17 protein-coding genes are annotated in these 21,421 nt (G+C 71.4%); 12 read left to right on the forward strand and 5 right to left on the reverse strand.

All coding sequences use genetic code 11. The features are described 5' to 3' along the window. The first annotated feature begins 108 nt into the window (after positions 1-108). Complete coding sequence (locus tag OQ02_RS07470) at positions 109-2,604, forward strand: M14 family zinc carboxypeptidase (RefSeq protein WP_033437549.1); 2,496 nt, start codon at positions 109-111, stop codon at positions 2,602-2,604. A gap of 11 nt (positions 2,605-2,615) precedes the next feature. Here OQ02_RS07470 and OQ02_RS07475 read toward each other — a convergent pair whose 3' ends face one another. Both OQ02_RS07475 and OQ02_RS07480 read right to left on the reverse strand, forming a co-directional pair. Further along, positions 2,616-3,800, reverse strand: coding sequence for a PQQ-dependent sugar dehydrogenase (locus OQ02_RS07475; RefSeq protein ID WP_081915454.1), 1,185 nt, complete (start codon positions 3,798-3,800; stop codon positions 2,616-2,618). Positions 3,801-3,810: 10 nt separating this feature from the next. Next, a complete protein-coding gene (locus tag OQ02_RS07480; RefSeq protein WP_037329541.1) occupies positions 3,811-4,794 on the reverse strand; it encodes an alpha/beta fold hydrolase in 984 nt (327 codons plus the stop codon). Between the two features lie 30 nt (positions 4,795-4,824). On the opposite strand from OQ02_RS07480, the gene OQ02_RS07485 reads away from it, so the two are divergent. The 3 genes from OQ02_RS07485 (at position 4,825) to OQ02_RS07495 (ending at position 6,920) form a co-directional block, all read left to right on the forward strand. Further along, positions 4,825-5,739 carry a 2-hydroxyacid dehydrogenase gene (locus OQ02_RS07485; RefSeq protein ID WP_033437551.1) on the forward strand — a complete coding sequence of 305 codons (915 nt, stop codon included), beginning with the start codon at positions 4,825-4,827 and terminating at the stop codon, positions 5,737-5,739. A 70-nt stretch (positions 5,740-5,809) separates the two neighbouring features. Then, a complete protein-coding gene (locus tag OQ02_RS07490; RefSeq protein ID WP_156076920.1) occupies positions 5,810-6,541 on the forward strand; it encodes a DoxX family protein in 732 nt (243 codons plus the stop codon). 127 nt (positions 6,542-6,668) lie between these two features. Then, a complete protein-coding gene (locus tag OQ02_RS07495) occupies positions 6,669-6,920 on the forward strand; it encodes a hypothetical protein (protein WP_033437553.1) in 252 nt (83 codons plus the stop codon). Between the two features lie 55 nt (positions 6,921-6,975). Here OQ02_RS07495 and ilvD read toward each other — a convergent pair whose 3' ends face one another. The 3 genes from ilvD to OQ02_RS07510 form a co-directional block, all read right to left on the reverse strand. Further along, the gene (gene ilvD, locus OQ02_RS07500) at positions 6,976-8,820 is read right to left on the reverse strand and encodes a dihydroxy-acid dehydratase (RefSeq protein ID WP_033437554.1); all 1,845 of its coding nucleotides are present in this window, start codon (positions 8,818-8,820) and stop codon (positions 6,976-6,978) included. Positions 8,821-8,899: 79 nt separating this feature from the next. After that, on the reverse strand, positions 8,900-9,343 hold the full coding sequence (locus tag OQ02_RS07505) for a vitamin K epoxide reductase family protein (RefSeq protein WP_051772021.1): 444 nt from the start codon (positions 9,341-9,343) through the stop codon (positions 8,900-8,902). Next, positions 9,340-9,807 carry a PH domain-containing protein gene (locus OQ02_RS07510; protein WP_033437555.1) on the reverse strand — a complete coding sequence of 156 codons (468 nt, stop codon included), beginning with the start codon at positions 9,805-9,807 and terminating at the stop codon, positions 9,340-9,342. Before OQ02_RS07510 ends, OQ02_RS07505 begins: the two co-directional genes overlap by 4 nt. A gap of 269 nt (positions 9,808-10,076) precedes the next feature. Between OQ02_RS07510 and OQ02_RS07515 the strand changes: the two genes are divergently transcribed. The 8 genes from OQ02_RS07515 to OQ02_RS07550 all read left to right on the forward strand — a co-directional run bounded on the left by OQ02_RS07515 (position 10,077) and on the right by OQ02_RS07550 (position 21,214). Then, positions 10,077-11,915 carry an acetolactate synthase large subunit gene (locus OQ02_RS07515; protein ID WP_081915456.1) on the forward strand — a complete coding sequence of 613 codons (1,839 nt, stop codon included), beginning with the start codon at positions 10,077-10,079 and terminating at the stop codon, positions 11,913-11,915. Then, entirely contained in the window at positions 11,915-12,421 is a 507-nt protein-coding gene (gene ilvN / locus OQ02_RS07520) for an acetolactate synthase small subunit (protein WP_033437557.1), read from the forward strand. The genes OQ02_RS07515 and ilvN overlap by 1 nt, the downstream gene beginning before the upstream one ends. 31 nt (positions 12,422-12,452) lie before the next feature. Next, positions 12,453-13,466, forward strand: coding sequence for a ketol-acid reductoisomerase (gene ilvC / locus OQ02_RS07525; RefSeq protein WP_033437558.1), 1,014 nt, complete (start codon positions 12,453-12,455; stop codon positions 13,464-13,466). Positions 13,467-13,534: 68 nt separating this feature from the next. After that, complete coding sequence (locus OQ02_RS07530) at positions 13,535-13,804, forward strand: DUF397 domain-containing protein (protein ID WP_033437559.1); 270 nt, start codon at positions 13,535-13,537, stop codon at positions 13,802-13,804. A gap of 224 nt (positions 13,805-14,028) precedes the next feature. Further along, complete coding sequence (locus OQ02_RS07535) at positions 14,029-14,634, forward strand: sigma-70 family RNA polymerase sigma factor (RefSeq protein WP_033437560.1); 606 nt, start codon at positions 14,029-14,031, stop codon at positions 14,632-14,634. Further along, on the forward strand, positions 14,627-15,706 hold the full coding sequence (locus tag OQ02_RS07540; protein ID WP_051772023.1) for a CU044_5270 family protein: 1,080 nt from the start codon (positions 14,627-14,629) through the stop codon (positions 15,704-15,706). The genes OQ02_RS07535 and OQ02_RS07540 overlap by 8 nt, the downstream gene beginning before the upstream one ends. Before the next feature lie 320 nt (positions 15,707-16,026). Then, positions 16,027-17,616 (forward strand): phosphoglycerate dehydrogenase, encoded by a 1,590-nt coding sequence (gene serA, locus OQ02_RS07545; RefSeq protein ID WP_033437561.1) that lies wholly within the window; start codon positions 16,027-16,029, stop codon positions 17,614-17,616. A gap of 319 nt (positions 17,617-17,935) precedes the next feature. Further along, positions 17,936-21,214, forward strand: coding sequence for a S8 family peptidase (locus OQ02_RS07550; RefSeq protein WP_051772083.1), 3,279 nt, complete (start codon positions 17,936-17,938; stop codon positions 21,212-21,214). Positions 21,215-21,421: the final 207 nt, after the last annotated feature.

Below are 21,421 nucleotides of genomic sequence, written 5' to 3' on the forward strand. Positions count from 1 at the left end.
CCGGCGTCGACACTTCGGGCTCGACCAGCCGTTCGCCGGTTGACCGGATGATCCGCACCCACTACCCAGGGGGTAGGAGTTCTTCGGCGATCAATCGGAGGCGGCCCGGTGCGCTCGTTGCTGATCACGGTGCTGTTGCTGGCCACGATGACCACACCCGCGACCGCCGAGCCCGCCCGCGGCCGGGCCGACCAGCCCGCCAACGGCGCGGAGCGCAACCACGTCGCCGCTCCCGAGCAGTCCCGGCTCGCCGTCGCGAACGGCCACAACCGGCCCGACGCCGGCCTCGGCTACCCCCGCCGCACCCTGCTCCGCGCCTACCCGGAGGACCAGGGCGACCGGTCGATCAAGCTGGGGCTGGCGCCGTACCACTCGCTCGCGCCGCGCCTCAACGACCTCCAGCGCCGCAGCGACCGGATCTCCGTCGAGGTCGCCGGCCAGTCGTCCCTTGGCCGTGACCTCTACCTGGTGACGCTCACCGCCCCCGAGAGCGCGGCCGAGACCCGCAAGCAGGAGGCGTGGCGCGAGAAGATCGAGAACGACCCGGTCGCCGCCGCCCGCGACCTCGCCCTCCGCGACGGCTACAAGGCACCGGTGTGGATCAACGCCAACATCCACGGCGACGAGTGGGAGGGCACCGACGGCGCGCTCCGCGTGATCGAGGACCTCGCGCTCGACACCGACCGCCACACCGCGGAGTTCCTGCGGCGCAACCGGGTCTACGTCAACCTCACCGCGAACCCGGACGGGCGGGTGGCCGGCACGCGGGCCAACGCGAGCGGCTTCGACCTGAACCGCGATTTCGTCACGTCGTCGCAGCCGGAGTCGCGGGCGATGCGGGACGTGGTCAAGCGCGTCCAGCCGTTGCTGGTGCTGGACGAGCACGGGTACGTGGCGAACACGCTGATCGAGCCGACCACGCCGCCGCACGGCCAGAACTACGACTTCGACCTCTACATCAAGCACGGCTTCGCGGGCGGGCTGCACATGGAGGACGCCGTGCAGGCCCTCGGTCACCCCGAAGCGGCCAAGCCCGAGATCCCGTTCCGCGACTACGAACCCGGCGTGTGGGACGGCTGGGCGCCGATCTACACCGCCCAGTACTCGATGTTCCACGGCGCGGTCTCCTACACGATCGAGATCCCGATGCGGGTGAACCGGAACGACTACGCGACGCAGCCCGTGACGGAACTGCGGCGGCGTTCGGCGATCAACACGGACGTGGTCGAGGCGACGATCCGCAGCGCGCTCACGTACGTGCGGGACAACCGGCTTTCGATGGTGGACAACCAGATCGAGATGTTCCGCCGAGGTCTGGCGGGTGAGGCGCAGCGGCTCCTGCCGGACGGTTTCGTGCCCGGTTTCGGCCCGGAAGACCGGTACACCACCGAGTTCCCGCGCGCGTACGTCGTGCCGGTGGGTGACGGGCAGCGGTCCGGTGTGGCGGCGGCGCGGCTCGTGGACCACCTGGTGGCGCACGACGTGCGGGTGAAGCGGGCCGACCGGGCGTTCTCGTTGGGCGGTCGGGAGTACCCGGCGGGGTCGTACGTGGTGGACATGCACCAGCCGAAGCGCGGTCTGGCCAACGTGATGCTGGAGGCCGGACGGGACATTTCGGACAACGTTCCGGTCATGTACGACATCAGCGGGTGGAGCCACCGGTTGCTGTGGGGCGCTTCGGTCGACGTCGTGCGGGACGGGCGGGTGGACGTGCGCGGGCGTGACGTGGCGGCGGCGTCGCCGACCGGGTCGGTGCGGGCCGAGGCGGGGAGCGACCTGGCACTGGTGCTCGCGGACGGCAAGGACGCGGCGGCCGTGAACGACCTGCTGGCGCGCGGGCTGGAGCTGCGCCGGCAGGACGACGGGACGATCGTGGTGCCCGCGTCGGCGCGGTCGGCGGCCGAGGAGGTGTCGGACCGGTACGGCGTCGGGTTCACCGCTGCGGGGCAGGGCGGGGCCGGGGTGCCGCTTCGCCGTCCGGTAGTGGCCGGCGCGGTGGCGGCGGACGAGCTGAAGGCGTTGCGGGACATGGGTTTCGACGTGCGACCGGTGTCGACCGAGGTGTTGAACGGCGGGTTCGACCTGTCCGCCGTGGACGTGCTGTTCGTGTCGTCGGGGTTGCGGTACGACCAGCTGACCGCGTCGGCGCGGGCGGCGGTGGACGCGTTCCTGGCGCGCGGCGGTGTGGTGACGCGAGGGGCGACGGGCGCGCGGTTCAACGCCGACGCCGGTGTGCTGCCGGTGCGGGCGGTCGCGGGGCGTGAGGACGCGAACGGGGTCGTGACGGTCGTGGACGGCACGGGCCGGGTCGATCACTCGTTCGTGTACGCGCCGCACTGGTTCACCGACCTGGGGCCGGGCGTGAGCGCGCGGCAGCGGTACCAGGACCTGGTCGCGGGGCACTGGATCGCCCGGACCGACGGTTCCGGCGGACCGGAGGCGGCGGCCGGCCAGGCGGCGGTCGTGGCGGGCACGTCACCCCGAGGCGCCCGAGCGGTGCTGTTCGGCACCGAACCCCTGTTCCGCGACCACCCGAAGGGCCTGTACTGGCAGGTCGCGGACGCCGTCTACCGCACGGCCGCCCACCCGCGAGCCGCACTCTAGAGCAGGCCGGTTCAGTCCCGGCCGCCGCCGGGTTCCTGCTGGCGCACGACGATCACCACGCGGTCGTCGCTGGAGACCGGGGTGCCGCCCGCGTTCTTGTTCACGGTGCCGACCAGCGCGGTCGTGTCGTCGAGGGCTTGCACCGGGCCGAGGCGGCCGAAGCCGTCCGCGCCGTTCAGGGTCACCTGTGGCTTGCCGGTGAAGCTGCCGTCCGGGTTCATCGGCAGGCTGACCATGCCGGGCACGTTGGCGGTCGCCAGCGACACCATGGTCGAGAACGACGCGCAGCCGCCGATCCCCGGCCGGTCCGACCACGACCACGCCGGGTCACCCAGCGGCTTGCCCGCCTCCACCCGGTACAGCAGGTCGGCCGACGCGCCCGCGTCCGTCACCCACGTCTTCGTGCCGTCACCCGAGACGCACAGCCCACCGGGCGACTTCAGCCCGCTCGCCAGCACCCGCGACCCCGCCGTCGGGTTGCCCCGCGCCGGCTGGCCGGTGCCGTCGATCCGCAGCACCTTCCCGGCCAGCGAGTTCGGGTCGGCCGCCGCCGCCGGGTTGCCCGCGTCACCGGTCGCCACCAGCAGCGCGCCGGTGCGGTCGTAGGACAGCGCGCCCCGGTTGCCCGTCGGCCCCTTCGGGATACCGGTCAGCACCGGTTTCGGCACGTCACCCGGCGCGATCCGCATCACCCGGTTGTCCGTCGCCGTGGTCACGTACACGTACACCAACTGGTCCTCGGTGTAGGTCGGCGACAACGTGAGCCCGCTCAGCCCACCGTCGCCCGACGCGTCCACCTCGAACTTCGCCACCTCGACCGGGTCGACGTCCTTGGTCAGCCTGAGCAGCCGCCCGGTGGCGCGCTCGGTCGCCAACGCTGTCACCGCGCCGGTCGTCTGGTTCACGTCGGTCAGCGCCACCCCGGACACCGGGTTCAGGCACGTCCCAATCACGTTCGGGTTGAAGTCCTTGCACCCCTCGGGCGGCGGCACCGGGGTCGGCTGCTGGCCGGGTTGCTGGCCCTGACCAGGGCCTTTCGGCAGCTCGCCGGGCAGTTCCGGCACCGGCCCGGCCTGCGGCGTCAACTGCTGGGCCGGGCTCCACCCGGACGGGGCCGGCTGCTCGGGGAAGCTCGTGCAGCTTGCGGCGAGCAGGCCGAGGGCCGAGCCGATCAGCACTCCACGCAGTCGGGACACGCGTCCCAGGTTAGGCGCGCGGCCGTGAACGCGAGGTGAGCGGCCCGTCCGGTTCGTGCACGGCGCGGTGCACGGCGTCGGCCCGGTCGAGCAGGAGGTCCAGCTCGTCCACGACGACCTGCGGGTCCTCCAGCGGCAGGAAGTGCGTGTTCGGCAGCATCCGCACCCTGGCCTGCGGCAACCCGGCGACGGGGCCGACCACCCCGTCCGTCGACGCGAGCAGGTCGTACCGCCCGGCGAGCACCGTTGTGGGGCACGTCACGCCGGTCAGGTCGAGGCGGGGCGACCGGCCCAGGGCCAGCGCGAGGGTGAAGTACCAGCGCCAGTCGTGCTGGAGGTACCGCCGCAGCGACCCGGTGAGGGACGCCGCCAACGAACCGCCGAGCCCACTCCCGAGCCCACTCCCGAGCCCGAAGAGCCCGCCCAGCCCGGTCGGCCGCGCAAGTCCCGCCAGGTCGCCGAGGCCGGCCAGGCCCGTGAACCGGCTCAGGTCCGGCACGGGAAGACGGTGCAGCACGGCGTCCAGCAGCGGCCCGGCGGCCTTCAACGCCGTCGCACCCGACACCCCGATCAGCCGGCGCAGCTCCACCGGCAGCCCCGGCAGCCCCAGCACGCTCGCGAACGTGTCACCAGGAGCGCCCGCGACCAGCATCAGGCCGCTCACCCGCTCCGGGTGCCGCAGCGCCAGCGCGGCGGCCACCGTCACGCCCATCGACCAGCCCATCACGACGCACCGCTCCACACCGCCGTCGTCCAGCACGGCCAGCGCGTCGGCGACGTGGTCGTCCACCCCGATCCGGCCGGGGTCGGCGGGCCGGTCCGACGCCATGGTGCCCCGGTGGTACCAGCTGTGCACCCGAGCGGCCGGGAGCTCCGGCCACAACGTCGGCACCGCACCGAGGCCGGGGCTCAGCAGCACGTCCGGCCCGTCGGCCTCGGTGCGCCACAACCTGATCCGCGTGCCGTCCGCGGAGAAGACGTCGTGCTCCCGCATGGCGGCAAGTGTGCCGTAACGTGCGAGACCGTGAGCCTCATCGTTCTGGTCCCCGACGAACTCGGCGTCCGCGCGCTGTCCGACGTGGAAGGTGTGCGGCCCGTCCGCTACGAACCGGGGCAGCCGCTGCCGGCCGAAGCCGCGCAGGCGGAGGTCCTGGTGCCGAAGTTCCTCCACGGCACGGACCCGCGCGAGGTGTTCGCCGGGCTGCCGTCGCTGAAACTGGTGCAACTGCTGTCGGCCGGCGCCGAGCGGTTCATCGGAGTCGTACCTGATGGGGTGATGTTGTCGACGTGCCGAGGCGCGCACGGCGGCAGCACGGCGGAGTGGGCGATCGGCGCGCTCCTCGCCATCTACCGCGACTTCCCGGCGTTCGAGCGGGCGCGGCAGGAACGGCGTTGGGACTACCACCTCACGGAGACGTTGCAGGACAAGAAGGTGCTCGTGGTCGGTGCGGGAGACTTGGGCGAGCAGTTCCGCCGTCGTCTCGAGCCGTTCGACGCGAGCGCGACGCTGGTCGGCCGCAGCGCGCGGCCCGGTGTGCACGGCGTCGACGAGCTGCCCGACCTGCTCGGGGGGTTCGACGCGGTGCTGGTCGTCGTGCCGCTGACCGAGGAGACCACCGGCATGGTGGACGCGAAGTTCCTCTCCCGGATGAAGGACGGCGCGATCCTGGTGAACGCGGCGCGCGGCGCGGTGGTCGACACGGACGCCCTGCTGGCCGAACTCACGTCCGGGAGGCTCCGCGCGGCGCTGGACGTGACCGAGCCCGAGCCGCTGCCGGCCGACCATCCACTGTGGACCGCGCCGAACCTCTTCCTCACCCCGCACGTGGCCGGCAGCTGCACCGGTCACGCCGAACGCGCGTACGCCGTCGTGGCCGGGGAAGTCGCCAGGTTCGCCCGCGGAGAGCAGCCGGCGAACCTGGTCCAGGGCGAGTATTAGCCCATTCGGGTTAACGGACACGGCGGAACGGACGCTCGCGGAGGTCGTCCGAACCTCCTAACGTGCGGGCGTGGCTACTCACGACGACCGTTCGAGGGCATCGAGCGGCTACTCCGACGACGGGTACTACTCCACGAGTGGCGTGGGCGGAGGAGTGCACCACTTCGACGACGGCACCCAGACCACGACCAAGAGCGACACCTTCGCCAAGGACACCCAGGGCTTCGACTCGACCGGTTACACGCCGATCGCCGACCTGGACAAACCCACCACCTACGACACCGACTTCGAGGACGACGAGCGCAAGCCGTTCGGCTGGACCGCGAGCGCCGACATCGGCCTGCTGGTGCTGCGGCTCGCGCTCGGCGGCGCGTTCGTCATGCACGGCTTGCAGAAGGTGTTCGGCCTGTTCGGCGGGCCGGGCATCGACGGGTTCACGGCGAACCTCCAGTCCATCGGGTTCCGCGAGGCGCGAATCCTGGCGTGGGTCACCGGCGTGACCGAGCTGGGCGGCGGCGCCCTGCTGGTCCTCGGCCTGTTCACCCCGCTCGCGGCGGCCGGCGTGCTCGGCGTGATGCTCAACGTCCTGGCGCTGAAGTACAAGGGCGGGTTCTTCGCGCCCAACGGCGTGGAGCTGGAGGCGGCCTACGCGGCGATGGCGTTCGCCGTGCTGTTCGCCGGCCCCGGCCGCGCTTCCCTCGACAACAACCGCAGCTGGTTCCGCCACCCGCTGCTGTCCGGCTTCATCTGCCTGGTGATCGCCGCCGGCGCCACCGCGGCGACCCTCTACGTCTTCCGGTGACACGGCCGCTGCTCGGCGGTGGGCGGCCTGGTCGCTGGGCCGGGCTTCGCTTGGCGCTGCTCGGCGGCATCTGGCCCGGTCGCCGGGCCGGGCTTCGTTCGGCGCTCTGCGGCGGCAGGCCTTGCCCATGAACGAACGGGTGGTCGCGGCGGGGGCGCAGCTCGCGCTGGTGGTGGTCGGGATACCGGTGGTCTACCTGATCGCGTTCCCGTTCGGCCTCACCGCGCGCTCGCTGGTGCCGCCGGTCGGGCTGCTCGCGGGGCTCGTCGTGGGTGGGCTGCTCGCGACCAGAGCGCGAAGACCCGTGACCGGGCCGTTCGCCGGCTGGGCGGTGTTCCTCGCCTCGCTCGGTCTCGCCTGGCTGCTGCACACCTCTTGAACAGCGGAAACCGGCCGACGGAAGCACCCCGCCGGCCGGTTTCCCCGAAGGGTCCCTACTTGGTCACGTCGCGCACGGCGCCGGTCGAGGCGTCGCTCGCCATCCGGGCGTAGGCGCGGAGCGCGGCCGTCACCGGGCGGACCCGGTCCACCGGCTGCCACGGCTGCTCGGACGACTCCATCTTCGCCCGCCGCTCGGCCAGCACCGTCTCGTCCACCAGCAGCTCCAGCCGCCGCTCGCGGACGTCGATCAGGATCCGGTCGCCGTCCTGCACCAGGCCGATCACACCGCCGCCCGCCGCCTCCGGCGACACGTGGCCGATGGACAGCCCCGACGTGCCACCCGAGAACCGCCCGTCGGTGATCAGCGCGCACTTCTTGCCCAGACCGGCGCCCTTGAGGAACGCGGTCGGGTGCAGCATCTCCTGCATGCCCGGTCCGCCGGCGGGGCCCTCGTACCGGACCACGAGGACGTCACCCGGCTGGATCTCCTTCTTCAGGATCGCCGACACGGCCTCCTCCTGGGACTCCACCACCCGCGCGGGCCCCTCGAAGTGCCACAGCTCCTCGTCGACGCCCGCCGCCTTGATCACCGCGCCGCGCTCGGCGAGGTTGCCGTGCAGCACGGCCAGGCCGCCGTCCTTCGTGTACGCGTGCTCGACGTCGCGGATGCAGCCGCCCGCCGCGTCCGTGTCCAGCTTCGACCACCGGTTGGACGTGGAGAACGCCTGCGTCGTGCGCACCCCGCCGGGCGCGGCGTGGAACAGCTCCAACGCGCGCTTCGACGGAGAGGCCGCGCGGACGTCCCACTCGCCGAGCCACGACGAGACGTCCGGGCTGTGCACGGTGTGCACGTCCTCGTTCAGCAGCCCACCGCGCCACAGCTCACCCAGCAGCGCGGGGATTCCACCCGCCCGGTGGACGTCCTCCATGTGGTAGTCCGAGTTCGGCGACACCTTCGACAGGCACGGCACCCGCCGGCTCACCGCGTCGATGTCCGCCAGCGTGAAGTCGACCTCGCCCTCCCGCGCGGCGGCGAGGATGTGCAGCACGGTGTTCGTGGACCCGCCCATCGCCATGTCCAGCGCCATGGCGTTCTCGAACGCCTTGCGGTTGGCGATCGAGCGCGGCAGCACCGACTCGTCGTCCTGCTCGTAGTACCGCTGGCACAGGTCGACGATCGTGCGGCCGGCCTCGGAGAACAGCTCGCGGCGCGCCGAGTGCGTCGCCAGCGTGGAGCCGTTGCCCGGCAGCGCCAGGCCCAGCGCCTCGGTGAGGCAGTTCATCGAGTTCGCGGTGAACATGCCGGAGCACGAACCGCAGGTCGGGCACGCGGACCGCTCGACCTCGGTCAACCCGGCCTCGTCGACGTCCGGCGACGCGGACGCGGCGATCGCGGTGATCAGGTCGGTCGGCGCGACGGCCACACCGTCCACCACGACCGCCTTGCCCGCCTCCATCGGCCCGCCGGAGACGAACACGACCGGGATGTTGAGCCGCATCGCCGCGTTCAGCATGCCGGGGGTGATCTTGTCGCAATTGGAGATGCACACGATCGCGTCGGCCTGGTGCGCGTTGACCATGTACTCGACCGAGTCGGCGATGATCTCCCGCGACGGCAGCGAGTACAGCATCCCGCCGTGCCCCATGGCGATGCCGTCGTCCACCGCGATCGTGTGGAACTCGCGCGGCACCCCGCCCGCCTCGCGGATCGCGTCGGCCACGATGTCGCCGAGGTCGCGCAGGTGCACGTGGCCCGGCACGAACTGCGTGTAGGAGTTGGCGATGGCCACGATCGGCTTGCCGAAATCGCTGTCGGTCATGCCGGTCGCCCGCCAGAGCGCGCGGGCACCCGCCGCGTTGCGGCCGTGGGTCGTGGTGCGGGAACGGAGCGGTGGCACGGCTCCTCCAGAAGTCTTTTCGAAAGTTGCTACGCGAACGGCGCGCGCGGGGTGGGCGCGGGAGGCTGGGAGCGGTGCCTCAGAGGTTACTCCGACGCAGCGCGTCGGAGACCAGCACGGCGGCGAGCGCGAGTGTGATGACGTGCACGGCGGTGCACCACAGGCAGATCTTGCCGATGAGCAGGAACTCGGCCGCGACGAGGTACACCACGAACAGCACGCCGACGCCGATCGACGCCAGCCTGGCCCAGTGCACCATCTTGTGCCGCCAGAAGTACGGCAGGCTCGCGACCGACATGAACACGAAGAACGCCAGGCCCAGCACCGCGACGGGGATGCCGAACAGCTCGGACTGCTCGCTGGTGGTGACCGTGCCGCAGTCGATCACCTCGCCCTCGGCGCAGAGCAGCGCGTCGGCGGTGAAGTGGGTGACGGTGAGGTAGGCGGAGACCGCCAGGCCCGCCAAGGACAACAGGAGGCTGATGGCCGGTGTCCGGCCGAGCGTTCGCGTGTTGGAACTCACTCTTCGGACTTTAGAGGTGGCGGCGTTGTGTCCTCGTTGGGCGCGGAGGCGTCCTCTGCGGGCTCCTCGACGTCCGGCTCAGCCGTCGGGTCGGCCACTCGCCCGCCGCTGACCAGCGACAACATGGGCAGGTGGCCGGCGCGGACCGCGGGCAGCCGGACCAGCGAGTCGTCCGCGAGCACCGCCGACAACCACCCCTTCGGCACAACCTTGATCGCCTTCACGTCCGACCACCCGACCACCCGCTTGCCGAACGTGCTCCGCGCCACGATCCGCTCGCCGTCCACGGTCGTCCGGTTGCGCAGCACCCACCACACGAACGCGGCCGGTAGCAGGTAGAGCGCCTGGAGGCCCGGCGCGGCCCAGGCGACGGGCGTCGCGCACACGGCGGCGGAACCGGCGGCGATCAGGGCGGGCGTGGGGATGCGGAACACGACTTTCGGCACGTCGTCAGATGCTGCCACCGGTCCTCCGAGCGGGTGACTCCGACCCACGTCCACGCACTGGGGGCCGTCCACCATCCGGGAGTGCCGTCCCGCACAGTTGACGCTCCGCACCTTTGACGGTTAACGTCAGGGCCATGCAGCGCAACCTCGTTCTCGTACTTCCCAGGCGCGTCGACGCCTAGGCATTCGAGCTTGCGTCGACGCGCGACCCTCGTCCGGCCCGTCTGGGTTGGCGAGGGTTTTTTCGTGCCCGGACCGTGCATTCTCCTTACCCACGAGGCAGACAGATGACCAGCGCAACCTCGCGACCGGCTCCCGGTGAGCCGCCGTCGCCCCGCCCTGGACCGAGGCCGAAGCCGGCCCCACCGAGCGGCGCCCCCGTCCGCATGACCGGTGCCCAGTCCCTCGTCCGCTCGCTGGAGGCGGTGGGCTGCGAGGTGGTCTTCGGCATTCCCGGCGGCACCATCCTGCCTGCCTACGACCCTCTGCTCGACTCCACCAAGGTGCGCCACATCCTGGTCCGCCACGAGCAGGGCGCGGGCCACGCCGCGACCGGGTACGCCCAGGCGACCGGCAAGGTCGGCGTCTGCATGGCCACCTCCGGCCCCGGCGCGACGAACCTGGTCACGCCGCTCGCCGACGCCAACATGGACTCCGTCCCCGTGGTCGCCATCACCGGGCAGCAGTCCCGGCCGCTGATCGGCACCGACGCGTTCCAGGAAGCCGACATCTGCGGCATCACCATGCCGATCACCAAGCACAACTTCCTCGTCACCGACGCCGCGGACGTCCCGCGCGCCATCGCCGAGGCGTTCCACCTGGCCTCCACCGGCCGCCCCGGTCCCGTCCTGGTGGACATCCCCAAGGACGTGCTCCAGGAGATGACCTCGTTCTCCTGGCCGCCGGAGATGCGCCTGCCCGGCTACCGGCCGACGACCCGGCCGCACGGCAAGCAGGTGCGCGAGGCCGCGAAGCTGATCGCCGCGGCCCGTCGCCCCGTCCTCTACGTCGGCGGCGGCGTGATCAAGGCCGAAGCGTCGGCCGAGCTGCTGGCGCTGGCCGAGTCCACCAACATCCCGGTGGTCACCACGCTGATGGCGCGCGGCGCGTTCCCCGACTCGCACCCCCAGCACATGGGCATGCCGGGCATGCACGGCTCGGTCGGCGCGGTCGCCGCGATGCAGAAGTCGGACCTGCTGATCGCCCTCGGCGCGCGGTTCGACGACCGGGTCACCGGGCAGCTCAACTCGTTCGCGCCGGACGCGCAGATCGTGCACGCCGACATCGACCCGGCGGAGATCTCCAAGAACCGCCGCGCGGACGTCCCGATCGTGGGCGACTGCAAGGAGATCATCAGCGAGCTGGTCGACGCGGTCCGGGTGGAGAAGGAGAACGCGGCCACCACCGTCGACCTCGCGCCGTGGTGGGCGCAGCTCGACGCGCTGCGCGAGACGTTCCCGCTGGGCTACGACTGGCCCGAGGACGGCACGCTGTCACCGCAGTACGCGATCGAGCGGATCGGCGCGCTGACCCCGCCGGACACCCTGTTCACCGCGGGCGTCGGCCAGCACCAGATGTGGGCGGCGCAGTTCATCAAGTACGAGTCGCCGCGCACGTGGATCAACTCCGGCGGCCTCGGCACGATGGGCTACGCGGTGCCCGCCGCGATGGGCGCGAAGGCGGGCGTGCCGGACGTCCAGGTGTGGGCGATCGACGGCGACGGCTGCTTCCAGATGACCAACCAGGAGTTGGCCACCTGCGCCATCGAGGGCATCCCGATCAAGGTCGCGGTCATCAACAACGGCAACCTGGGCATGGTCCGCCAGTGGCAGACCCTGTTCTACGGGGAGCGCTACTCCAGCACCGACCTGGGCACGCACAAGCACCGCATCCCCGACTTCAAGCTGCTCGCCGAGGCGTACGGCTGCGCCGGCCTGCGGGCCGAGTCGCGCGACGAGGTCGACGCGGTGATCCAGCAGGCGATGGAGATCAACGACCGGCCGGTCGTCATCGACTTCGTGGTCGGCAAGGACGCCCAGGTGTGGCCGATGGTCGCAGCGGGCACCGGCAACAGCGAGATCATGGCCGCGCGTGGCATCCGCCCGCTGTTCGACGAGGACGAGTGATGACTAGGCACACCCTGAGCGTTCTGGTCGAGGACAAGCCCGGTGTCCTCGCGCGGGTCGCGGGCCTGTTCTCCCGCCGGGGGTTCAACATCGAGTCACTGGCCGTCGGCCGCACCGAGCACCCGGACATCTCCCGGATGACCATCGTGGTGTCGGTGGACGAGCTGCCGCTGGAGCAGGTCACCAAGCAGCTCAACAAGCTCGTCAACGTCATCAAGATCGTCGAGCTGGAGACCGCCGCGTCCGTGCAGCGGCAGCTCCTGCTCGTCAAGGTCCGCGCCGACGCCACGGTGCGCAGCCAGGTCTTGGAGACGGTGCAGTTGTTCCGCGCGAAGGTCGTCGACGTCTCCCCGGAGGCGGTCACCGTCGAGGCCACCGGCACGTCGGAGAAGCTCGACGCGCTGCTGCGGATGCTGGAGCCCTACGGGCTCCGCGAGATCGTCCAGTCCGGCATGGTCGCCATCGGCCGTGGCGCCCGCTCCATCACCGCGACTGCGGTGCGCTGATTTTCCGGTTCCGAGGAAGGAAGTACCACCAGTGAGCGTCGAGATCTTCTACGACGACGATGCCGACCTGAGCATCATCCAGGGGCGCAAGGTCGCGGTCATCGGCTACGGCAGCCAGGGCCACGCGCACGCGCTGAGCCTGCGCGACTCCGGCGTCGACGTCCGGATCGGCCTGCCCGAGGGCTCCAAGTCCCGCGCCAAGGCCGAGGAGGAGGGCCTGCCGGTCGGCACGCCCGCCGAGGTCTCCGCCGAGGCCGACCTGATCATGATCCTGGCGCCGGACACCGCGCAGCGGCACATCTACGCCAACGACATCGCGCCGAACCTCAAGGACGGCGACGCGGTCTTCTTCGGCCACGGCTTCAACATCCGCTACGGCCTGATCACCGTGCCGTCCAATGTGGACGTCGCCATGGTCGCGCCGAAGGGTCCGGGCCACCTGGTCCGCCGCCAGTTCGTCGACGGCAAGGGCGTGCCCGCGCTGATCGCGGTCGAGCAGGACGCCTCCGGCAACGCGCAGGCGTTGGCGCTGTCGTACGCCAAGGGCATCGGCGGCACGCGGGCGGGCGTCATCAAGACCACGTTCAAGGAGGAGACCGAGACCGACCTGTTCGGTGAGCAGGCCGTCCTCTGCGGTGGCGCGTCCGCGCTGGTGCAGGCCGGTTTCGAGGTGCTGACCGAGGCCGGTTACGCGCCCGAGGTCGCCTACTTCGAGTGCCTGCACGAGCTGAAGCTGATCGTGGACCTGATGTACGAGGGCGGCATCGCCCGGATGCGCTACTCGATCTCCGACACCGCCGAGTTCGGCGACCTCACCCGCGGCCCGCGCGTCATCACGCCGGGGGTCAAGGAGGAGATGCGGAAGATCCTGGGCGAGATCCAGGACGGCACCTTCGCCACCGAGTGGGTGAACGAGGACGACGCCGGCCGCGGCAACTACAAGAAGTTGCAGCAGGAGGGCGAACAGCACCCGATCGAGGAGGTCGGCAAGAAGCTGCGCGGCCTGATGTCCTGGGTCGACCGCCCCATCACCGAAACGGCCTGAGACCAGCAGTTTCGCGGTACGGAGCCCGCAGTGTCCCCGGACGCTGCGGGCTCCGGTATACCTAGGCCATGACCGACAGCGCGCCCATCTACGACGACAAGGCCCACGTCCGGGGCAACCTCGACCTCGCCGGCGCCGAGTGGATTCGCAGCGACGAGGGCGCGGAGGAGGAAGAGGAGCACGTCGAGATCGCGTTCGTCGAGCACACCGACGGCGTGACGTACACGGCGATGCGCAACTCGGCGCACCCCGACGGCCCGGTCCTCGTCTTCACGCCCGCCGAGTGGGAGGCCTTCATCCTCGGCGTCAAGGACGGCGAGTTCGACGAGCCCTGGTGACGCGCCACTCCGCGCTCCCCGAGCGTCGACCTCACGCGTCCCCGCCGTAGGACCCACGCGCGTGTCGTACCTCCAGAACCACCGTGTCCTACGTTCGCGCACCCCGAGTTCAACGCTCGCGTCGACGGCGCGGTTGCGGTCGCGGCCGGCGGACAGCGTGTCGCAGGACACGTCGGTTCCGTGAAGGGCGTGGTGGCTCGGGGGCAAGTAGAGGCATGACGAGGATGACTGCGAGTGCGGCGGGGCCGGGCCCGGGGCCGCCGCACGGTGAGGAACCGGACCTGTCGGGGCCGGATCCGGGGTCGGTGTTCGGGCGGCTCTTCGACGACCACGCCGGGTCGCTGCACGCCTACCTGGCTCGTCGGGTCGGCGACCAGACCGCCGACGACCTGGTGTCGGAGACGTTCCTGGTGGCCTTGCAGCAACGGCACACCTACGACGCGGCGCGAGCCGGCGCTCGGCCGTGGTTGTACGGGATCGCCAGCAACCTGCTGCGGCGGCACGTGCGGCAGGAGGTCCGGGGCTGGCGGGCCAGGGCCCGGGTGGTGGGGTCGGACCGTGCGCAAGCGGAGTCGCCCGAGGTCCGCACGACCGAGCGGATCACCGCGCAGCAGCGGGTCCGGCAGTTGGCCGGTGCGCTGGCCGCGCTGGAACCGGGGGACCGGGACGTGCTGCTGCTGACCTCGTGGGGTCATCTGAGCTCGACCGAGGTCGCCCAGGCCCTGGGCATCCCGGTGGGCACGGTCTACTCGCGACTGCACAGGGTGCGCCGATGGCTGCAATCGCACAGTTCTGTTGCGACCGGTGGAGCGGAGGACGGCGATGGGTGAGGGGGATCGGGCCGGGGTGCGGCAGGTGTGGACCGAGGACGAGCTGGACCACGCGCTGACCGGGCTGTACCTGGAGATCAAGACTGATCAACGGGGTCTGGTCGGCGTGCGGGAGAACCTGGTGGCGGCTGCGGAAGGTCAGGCCCGACCGGGGCTGGGCCTCGTCGGGACCGGGGAGGGCGCGCGTCGGCGGCGGCCGTTGCGCCGCTGGTTGGCCGCCGCGGCGGCGGTCGCGGCGCTCGCGACCGGGGGCGTGTTCGCGCAGCCGGTGTTGTTCTCCGACAGGGCCGCCACCGCCCAAGCACGGGAGGCGCTGACCAGCGCCGCCGACGTCGCCGCGAGGGCAGGGGATCCGGCGGTGGCGGACGGCCAGTACCGCTACGTGGCCACCCACGCCTGGTGGGTGAGGACGACCGGTGCGGAGAGCGAGAGCTTCTCCTTCCTCAACGAGAACGTCATCGAGACCTGGATTCCCGCCGACCCCGACGGGGAGTGGTTGCGGCGACGCGGGGAGACCGGCAACCGCAAGTGGGTCAAGGGCACCGAGGCAGAGGCCCGTGCGGCGGGTGCCGTGATCGAGGAGACGCCGTGGCCGGAGCAGCGTGCCGACGGCGGCGAGTTCACCGAGGGCGCTCCCGAGCACGGCAACTGGCAGTTCCCCAAGCCGGAGTTCCTCGCCGGCCTGCCCGCCGACCCCGAGCGGCTGTACGAGCGGTTGCGACAGGACAGCGGCGGCGGAAAGCGGTCGCTGGTGTACGCCGCCGACGCGTTGCGCACCGGTCTGATGCCCGCCGCTGCCCGCGCGACCCTGCTGCGGGCGTTGACCTACCTCCCCGGACTGGACGTCACGGACGGCGCGGCCGATCTCGACGGCCACCGGGGCGTGGCGCTGGGCATCTCCGAGGGCGGTGAGCGCCAGGAGATCATCCTCGACCCCGGCACGGGTGAGGTGATGGGGGAGCGCACGGTGTCCGACTCGATGTTCGCCGGCGTCCCGAAGGGCACCGTCACCGGCTACTCCTCCACCACCACGGCGGTGGTCGACGGCATCGGGGCCAAGCCCACCCGGTGATCCGGTGGCGGTCCGGTGGTGGGCGCGTACCCGGGCCCACCACCGGACCGCCGGTTGGTCGACGCCGGGGACCCGCGGGACTTCGCGGAGGAGCGACCGCCTCGGGACCGGACTCCCTCCCCGCGTGACCGGGGGTCCTTGTAGGACGCGCGTACCGCGTTCCAGCAGGTGAAACGGGGCACCCGGGTGTCCGCGGACGGTCGGGCGCTGACTATGCTCGTTAACAAACCGGACACATTGTCGTGGCCGGCCGGCGCGGGTGACGACCTGCTCGACGGCCCCGCGCTCCCCACCCGTTCACACCTCCGGGAGCGACGTCCGTGACCAAGCCCGTTGTCCTCATCGCCGAGAAGCTCGCACCGTCCGTTCTCGACGTCTTCGGTGATGGCATCGAGGTGCGCCACGTCGACGGCACCGACCGTCCCGCGCTGCTCGAAGCCGTCGCCGACGCCGACGCACTCCTGGTCCGCTCCGCCACCAAGGTGAACGCCGAGGTCTTCCAGGCCACCACCAAGCTGAAGGTCGTCGCCCGCGCGGGCGTGGGGCTGGACAACGTCGAGGTGCCCGCCGCCACCGAGCGCGGCGTGATGGTGGTCAACGCGCCCACCTCGAACATCGTCAGCGCCGCCGAGCACGCCGTCGCGCTGCTGCTCGCCACCGCCCGCCAGATCCCGGCCGCGCACGCCACGCTCCAGGACCACCAGTGGAAGCGCAGCAAGTTCAACGGCGTCGAGGTGCAGGGCAAGACGGTCGGCGTGGTGGGCCTCGGCAAGATCGGCCAGCTGTTCGCCGCCCGCATCGCCGCCTTCGGCACCGAGCTCATCGCGTACGACCCGTACGTCAGCGCCGCCCGCGCCGCCCAGCTCGGCATCGAGCTGGTGACGCTGGAGGAGCTGCTGGAGCGCGCCGACTTCATCTCGATCCACCTGCCGAAGACCCCGGAGACCAAGGGCCTGATCGGCGCCGCCCAGCTGGCCAAGGCCAAGCGCGGCGTGATCATCGTCAACGCGGCCCGCGGCGGCCTGGTCGACGAGGACGCGCTGGCCGAGGCCGTGAAGGAGGGCCAGGTCGGCGGCGCGGGCATCGACGTGTTCTCCACCGAGCCCACCACCGAGAGCCCGCTGTTCGGCCTGCCGAACGTCGTGGTCACCCCGCACCTGGGCGCGTCCACCACCGAGGCGCAGGACCGGGCGGGCACGGACGTGGCCAAGTCGGTGCTGCTGGCGCTGGCCGGCGACTTCGTGCCGGACGCGGTGAACGTGCAGGGCGGCGGCGTGGTCGGCGAGGAGGTCCGCCCGTACCTGCCGCTGGTGCAGAAGCTCGGCACGGTGGTCGCGGCGCTCAGCGCGAAGGCCCCGACCTCGGTCACCATCGAGGTGCGCGGCGAGCTGTCCAGCGAGGACGTGGCGGTGCTGCCGCTGGCCGCGCTGCGCGGCGTGTTCTCCCGGGTGGTCGAGGAGCAGGTCACCTTCGTCAACGCCCCGGCGCTGGCGACGGCGCTCGGCGTCGGCGTCGACCTGGTCAAGGAGCCGGAGAGCGCCAACCACCGCAGCCTGGTCACGGTGCGCGCGGTGCAGGCGGACGGCGCGGTCATCACCGTGTCCGGCACGATCACCGGTCTCGACCAGGTGGAGAAGCTGGTCGGCATCAACGGCCGCCACTTCGACCTGCGCGCCGAGGGCAACGTGCTGCTGCTGGAGTACCCGGACCGGCCGGGCGTGATGGGCGCGGTCGGCACGCTGCTCGGCGAGGCGGGCGTGAACGTCGAGGCCGCCCAGATCAGCCAGACCAAGGACGGCGCGGACGCGTTCATGCTGCTGCGCGTCGACCGCCCGGTGGACACCGCGGTGCTCGACCCGATCGGTGCGGCCGTCGGTGCGCGCACGGTGCGCTCGGTCAACTTCGACTGATCGGCAAGTCCCCGAAACGGAGTAACGCCGCCGAGACCTGTCGTTGTATATCGCCGCAGGTCTCGGCGGTGTCACAGTTAACCGTTAGTCGTTAAAACTGTGGGTGTCGTCACTCGTTCGGACGAATTGATCAGCTCGATCGAGCGGTTAGGTTCCCTCCCACGAGGTTGACCCGGTGCTGTAGAGGGCACGGCACCACGCGGGCAGTTCCCCCGATTTCACGCGACGCTGCCTGCCCGGTCGAATCCGACCTCGGTTGGGGCACGTTGTGAGCCGATCTCGCGTTGTCGCCAGATCCGCCGTGCCGGTGTTGGCCGCGATGCTCGTCGCAGGGTCCACCGCCGGTGCCGCGCTGGCCGCCGATGATCCACTGGCGCCGTCCGTCGCCGCCGCGCGCGGGCTGGACGCGAACCAGTTGCAGTTGAAGGTGTCCGACCGGCTGACCGCCGCGAAGGGCCGCGTCACCGCGTTCGTCGAGCTCGAGGCCAAGCCGGCCGTCGACGCGTTCGCCGAGGAGACCGGCAAGGGCGCGACCAAGCAGCAGGCGAAGGACGCCGCCAAGGCCACCAAGAACGACACCGGCCGGGTGACCGACGTGGTCGTCGACGCCCTCAAGGGCAAGGACTCGGCCACCAAGGAGCTGTTCCGGACCGCGAACGGCGTGCCGGGCGTGGTCGTCCAGGCCGACGCCGCGAAGGTGCGCGAACTGGCCCAGCGCGCGGACGTGAAGTCCGTGCGCACCGTGGTGCCGAAGGTCCGCCAGAACTCCACCGCCGTGCAGCTGACGAACACGCTCAAGGCGTGGCAGGAGTACGGCAAGCTCGGTGACGACACCCGCGTCGGCATCATCGACACGGGGATCGACTACACCCACAGCGACTTCGCGGGCCCCGGCACCATCGAGGCGTTCGAGGCGATCGACGAGACCAAGGTCGACGCCTCCTACTTCCCGACCGCCAAGGTGGTCGGCGGCTACGACTTCGTCGGCAACGCCTACGACGGCAGCAGCGACGACCCGGCGCTGAACACCCCGAAGCCCGACCCGAACCCGCTCGACTGCAACGGCCACGGCTCGCACGTCGCCGGCACCGCCGCGGGCTTCGGCGTCAACGCGGACGGCACCACGTTCAAGGGCGACTACACCAAGCTCACCCCCGAGACGCTGGACGCGATGCGCATCGGCCCCGGCACCGCGCCGAAGGCCCTGCTGTACGCGCTGAAGGTGTTCGGCTGCGACGGCTCGACCAACGTCACCGCGCAGGCCCTCGACTGGGCGCTCGACCCGGACGGCGACGGCGACTTCTCCGACCACCTCGACGTGGTCAACCTGTCGCTCGGCTCGGACTACGGCGCGCCGGACGACCCGGACAGCCTGTTCGTGCGCAAGCTCAACGCCTCCGGCGTGCTCACGGTGTTCTCCGCGGGCAACGGCGGCGACCTGTACGACATCGGCGGCTCGCCGGGCAGCACCCCCGAGGCGCTGACCGTGGCCAGCACGCGTGACTCCTACGTGCTGCGCGACGCGGTCGAGGTGACCGCGCCGGCCGGCTCGGCGGGCAAGAAGCCCGGCCAGTACAGCGTGGCCTTCAACTACGAGGGCGCGAACGTCAGCGCACCCGTCGTGGCGATGTCCGACGCGGCCAACAAGGACGGCTGCCTCGCGTTCAACGCCGCCGACAAGGCCGCCGTCGCGGGCAAGATGGTGTGGCTGGAGTGGGACGACAACGACGCCACGCGTCGCTGCGGCTCGGTCGGCCGGACCAACAACGCGACCGCCGCCGGTGCCGTGGGCGCCGTGTTCACCTCGAACCTGGAGCACTTCAACGCGGGCATCTCCGGCAACGCGACGATCCCGGTGTTCCAGTTCACCGGCTCGGCGACCGCGGCGCTGCGCCCGGTGCTGGCCGCGGGCACGCTGGTGGTCCGCCAGGCGGGCGACCTGCGCACCTCGCTGCCGACGTTCGACGCGTCGATCACCGACACCCCGAGCTCGTTCACCTCGCGCGGCGTGCGCGGCCCGGTCGTGAAGCCGGACGTGGCCGCCCCCGGTGACTCCATCGCCTCGGCGCTGGTCGGCTCGGGCAACAAGACGATGGTCAACTCGGGCACGTCGATGGCCGCGCCGCACATCGCCGGCGTCGCCGCGCTGGTGCGCCAGGTCCACCCGGACTGGACGCCCGAAGAGGTCAAGGCCGCGGTGATGAACAGCGCGGGCGCCGACGTCAAGGCGGACGGCAAGACCTACGCGCCCAACCGCGTCGGCGCGGGCCGCGTCAACGCCAAGGCCGCCGTGGAGAACCAGGTGCTCGCCTACGTGCAGGACGACCCGGGTGCTGTGTCCGCGTCGTTCGGCACGGTCGAGGTGTCGCGGCCGGTGTCGCGGACCAAGACCATCAAGGTGGTCAACAAGTCCACCAACTGGGTCGACTACACCGTGGGCTACGAGGCGCTGACCCAGATCCCGGGTGTGCGCTACGACCTGTCCGCGACCACGGTGCGGGTCAGCCCGCGTGGCGTCGCCCGCGTCACCGTGACGCTGAAGATCGACGACCCGGCCGCGCTGCGCAAGACGGTCGACCCGACGATCGAGGCGAACCACCTCGACACGCCGCGCCAGTACCTGGCCGACGCGTCGGGCCGGGTCGTGCTGACGCCGACCGGCGGTGCCTCGGTCCCGCTCCGGGTGCCGGTGTACTCGGCGCCGAAGCCGGTGTCCGACATCAACGCGCCGAGCAGGGTCCGGGTCACGGGCGAGGGCCAGGGAGTGCTGAACCTGACCGGCCGGGGCGTCGACCAGGGCGCCTACAAGTCGCTCGTGAGCGTCCTGGAGCTCCAGGCTTCCTCGCCGCGGCTGCCCGAGTGCCGCCGCAACGTCACCTCCAACTGCGTGCTGAACGAGACCGCCAAGGGTGGTGACCTGCGTCACGTCGGCGTCACGTCCACCGCGCCGCTGGCCAAGGCGCAGGGCAAGCCGGAGCAGTCGCTGCTCGCGTTCGGCCTGTCCACCTGGGGCAACTGGTACAACCTCGGCAGCAACACCATCCCGTTCGTCGACATCGACACCAACGGCGACGGCGCGTTCGACTACGAGGTCTACGCGACCAAGCTGACCGACACCGACCTGCTGGTCGCCGTCGCGGTGGACCTGAACACCGGTGCCACCGTCGACATCCAGGGCGTCAACGGCCAGTTCGGCGACGTGGACACCAACGTGTTCGACACGAACGTCGTCGTCCTGCCGGTGCTGCTGTCGGCGCTGGGCATCGACCCGTCGGCGGACACGTCGCGGATCGCCTACCAGGTCGGCGTGTCCGGGTTCTACGTTGCGCCGGGCTCGTCCGACGGCCTGATCGACTCGATCCCGACCGCGCTGTCGTTCGACCCGCTCAAGCCGGGCCTGTGGGTGCAGGGTGGCGGCGACGCCGCGCTGTCCTACCAGGCCCGCCCCGGCACCGCGCTGGTGGTCAACCGCGACGCGGAGTCGCTGGTGGCCGACCGCGCGGACAGCCTGCTCGTGCTGAACCACCACAACGCCTCCGGTGACAAGGCGGACGTGGTGCAGGTGCGGGCCCGTTCGGGCAACCGCTCGGCGGACTGACGTCGTGCGTCGCTCTGGCCGGTCGGGGGTTGCCCCGGCCGGCCAGAGCCGTTTAAGCGCATCGGGTGACGACCGAACGGGGGTCTTGAACCGTTCGGGTGTCCCGCAGTCCGGGAGATATGGCCACGGAGGGGTGTTCCGAGTGCGGTTCCGGCGCTCCGGACCGGTAGCCTTTCGCATTGGAAACTAGTCCCGCGCAATGGGACT

Origin of the sequence: Saccharothrix sp. NRRL B-16314, from assembly GCF_000716595.1 — a bacterium.
Classification (GTDB): Bacteria; Actinomycetota; Actinomycetes; order Mycobacteriales; family Pseudonocardiaceae; genus Actinosynnema.

Coding starts and splice junctions, on each gene's coding strand:
- OQ02_RS07535 (WP_033437560.1), top strand. CDS start 14,029: ATGACTGCGAGTGCGGCGGGGCCGGGCCCGGGGCCGCCGCACGGTGAG.
- OQ02_RS07495 (WP_033437553.1), top strand. CDS start 6,669: ATGAACGAACGGGTGGTCGCGGCGGGGGCGCAGCTCGCGCTGGTGGTG.
- OQ02_RS07480 (WP_037329541.1), bottom strand. CDS start 4,794: ATGCGGGAGCACGACGTCTTCTCCGCGGACGGCACGCGGATCAGGTTG.
- OQ02_RS07540 (WP_051772023.1), top strand. CDS start 14,627: ATGGGTGAGGGGGATCGGGCCGGGGTGCGGCAGGTGTGGACCGAGGAC.
- OQ02_RS07550 (WP_051772083.1), top strand. CDS start 17,936: ATGCTCGTCGCAGGGTCCACCGCCGGTGCCGCGCTGGCCGCCGATGAT.
- ilvN (WP_033437557.1), top strand. CDS start 11,915: ATGACTAGGCACACCCTGAGCGTTCTGGTCGAGGACAAGCCCGGTGTC.
- OQ02_RS07530 (WP_033437559.1), top strand. CDS start 13,535: ATGACCGACAGCGCGCCCATCTACGACGACAAGGCCCACGTCCGGGGC.
- OQ02_RS07515 (WP_081915456.1), top strand. CDS start 10,077: ATGACCAGCGCAACCTCGCGACCGGCTCCCGGTGAGCCGCCGTCGCCC.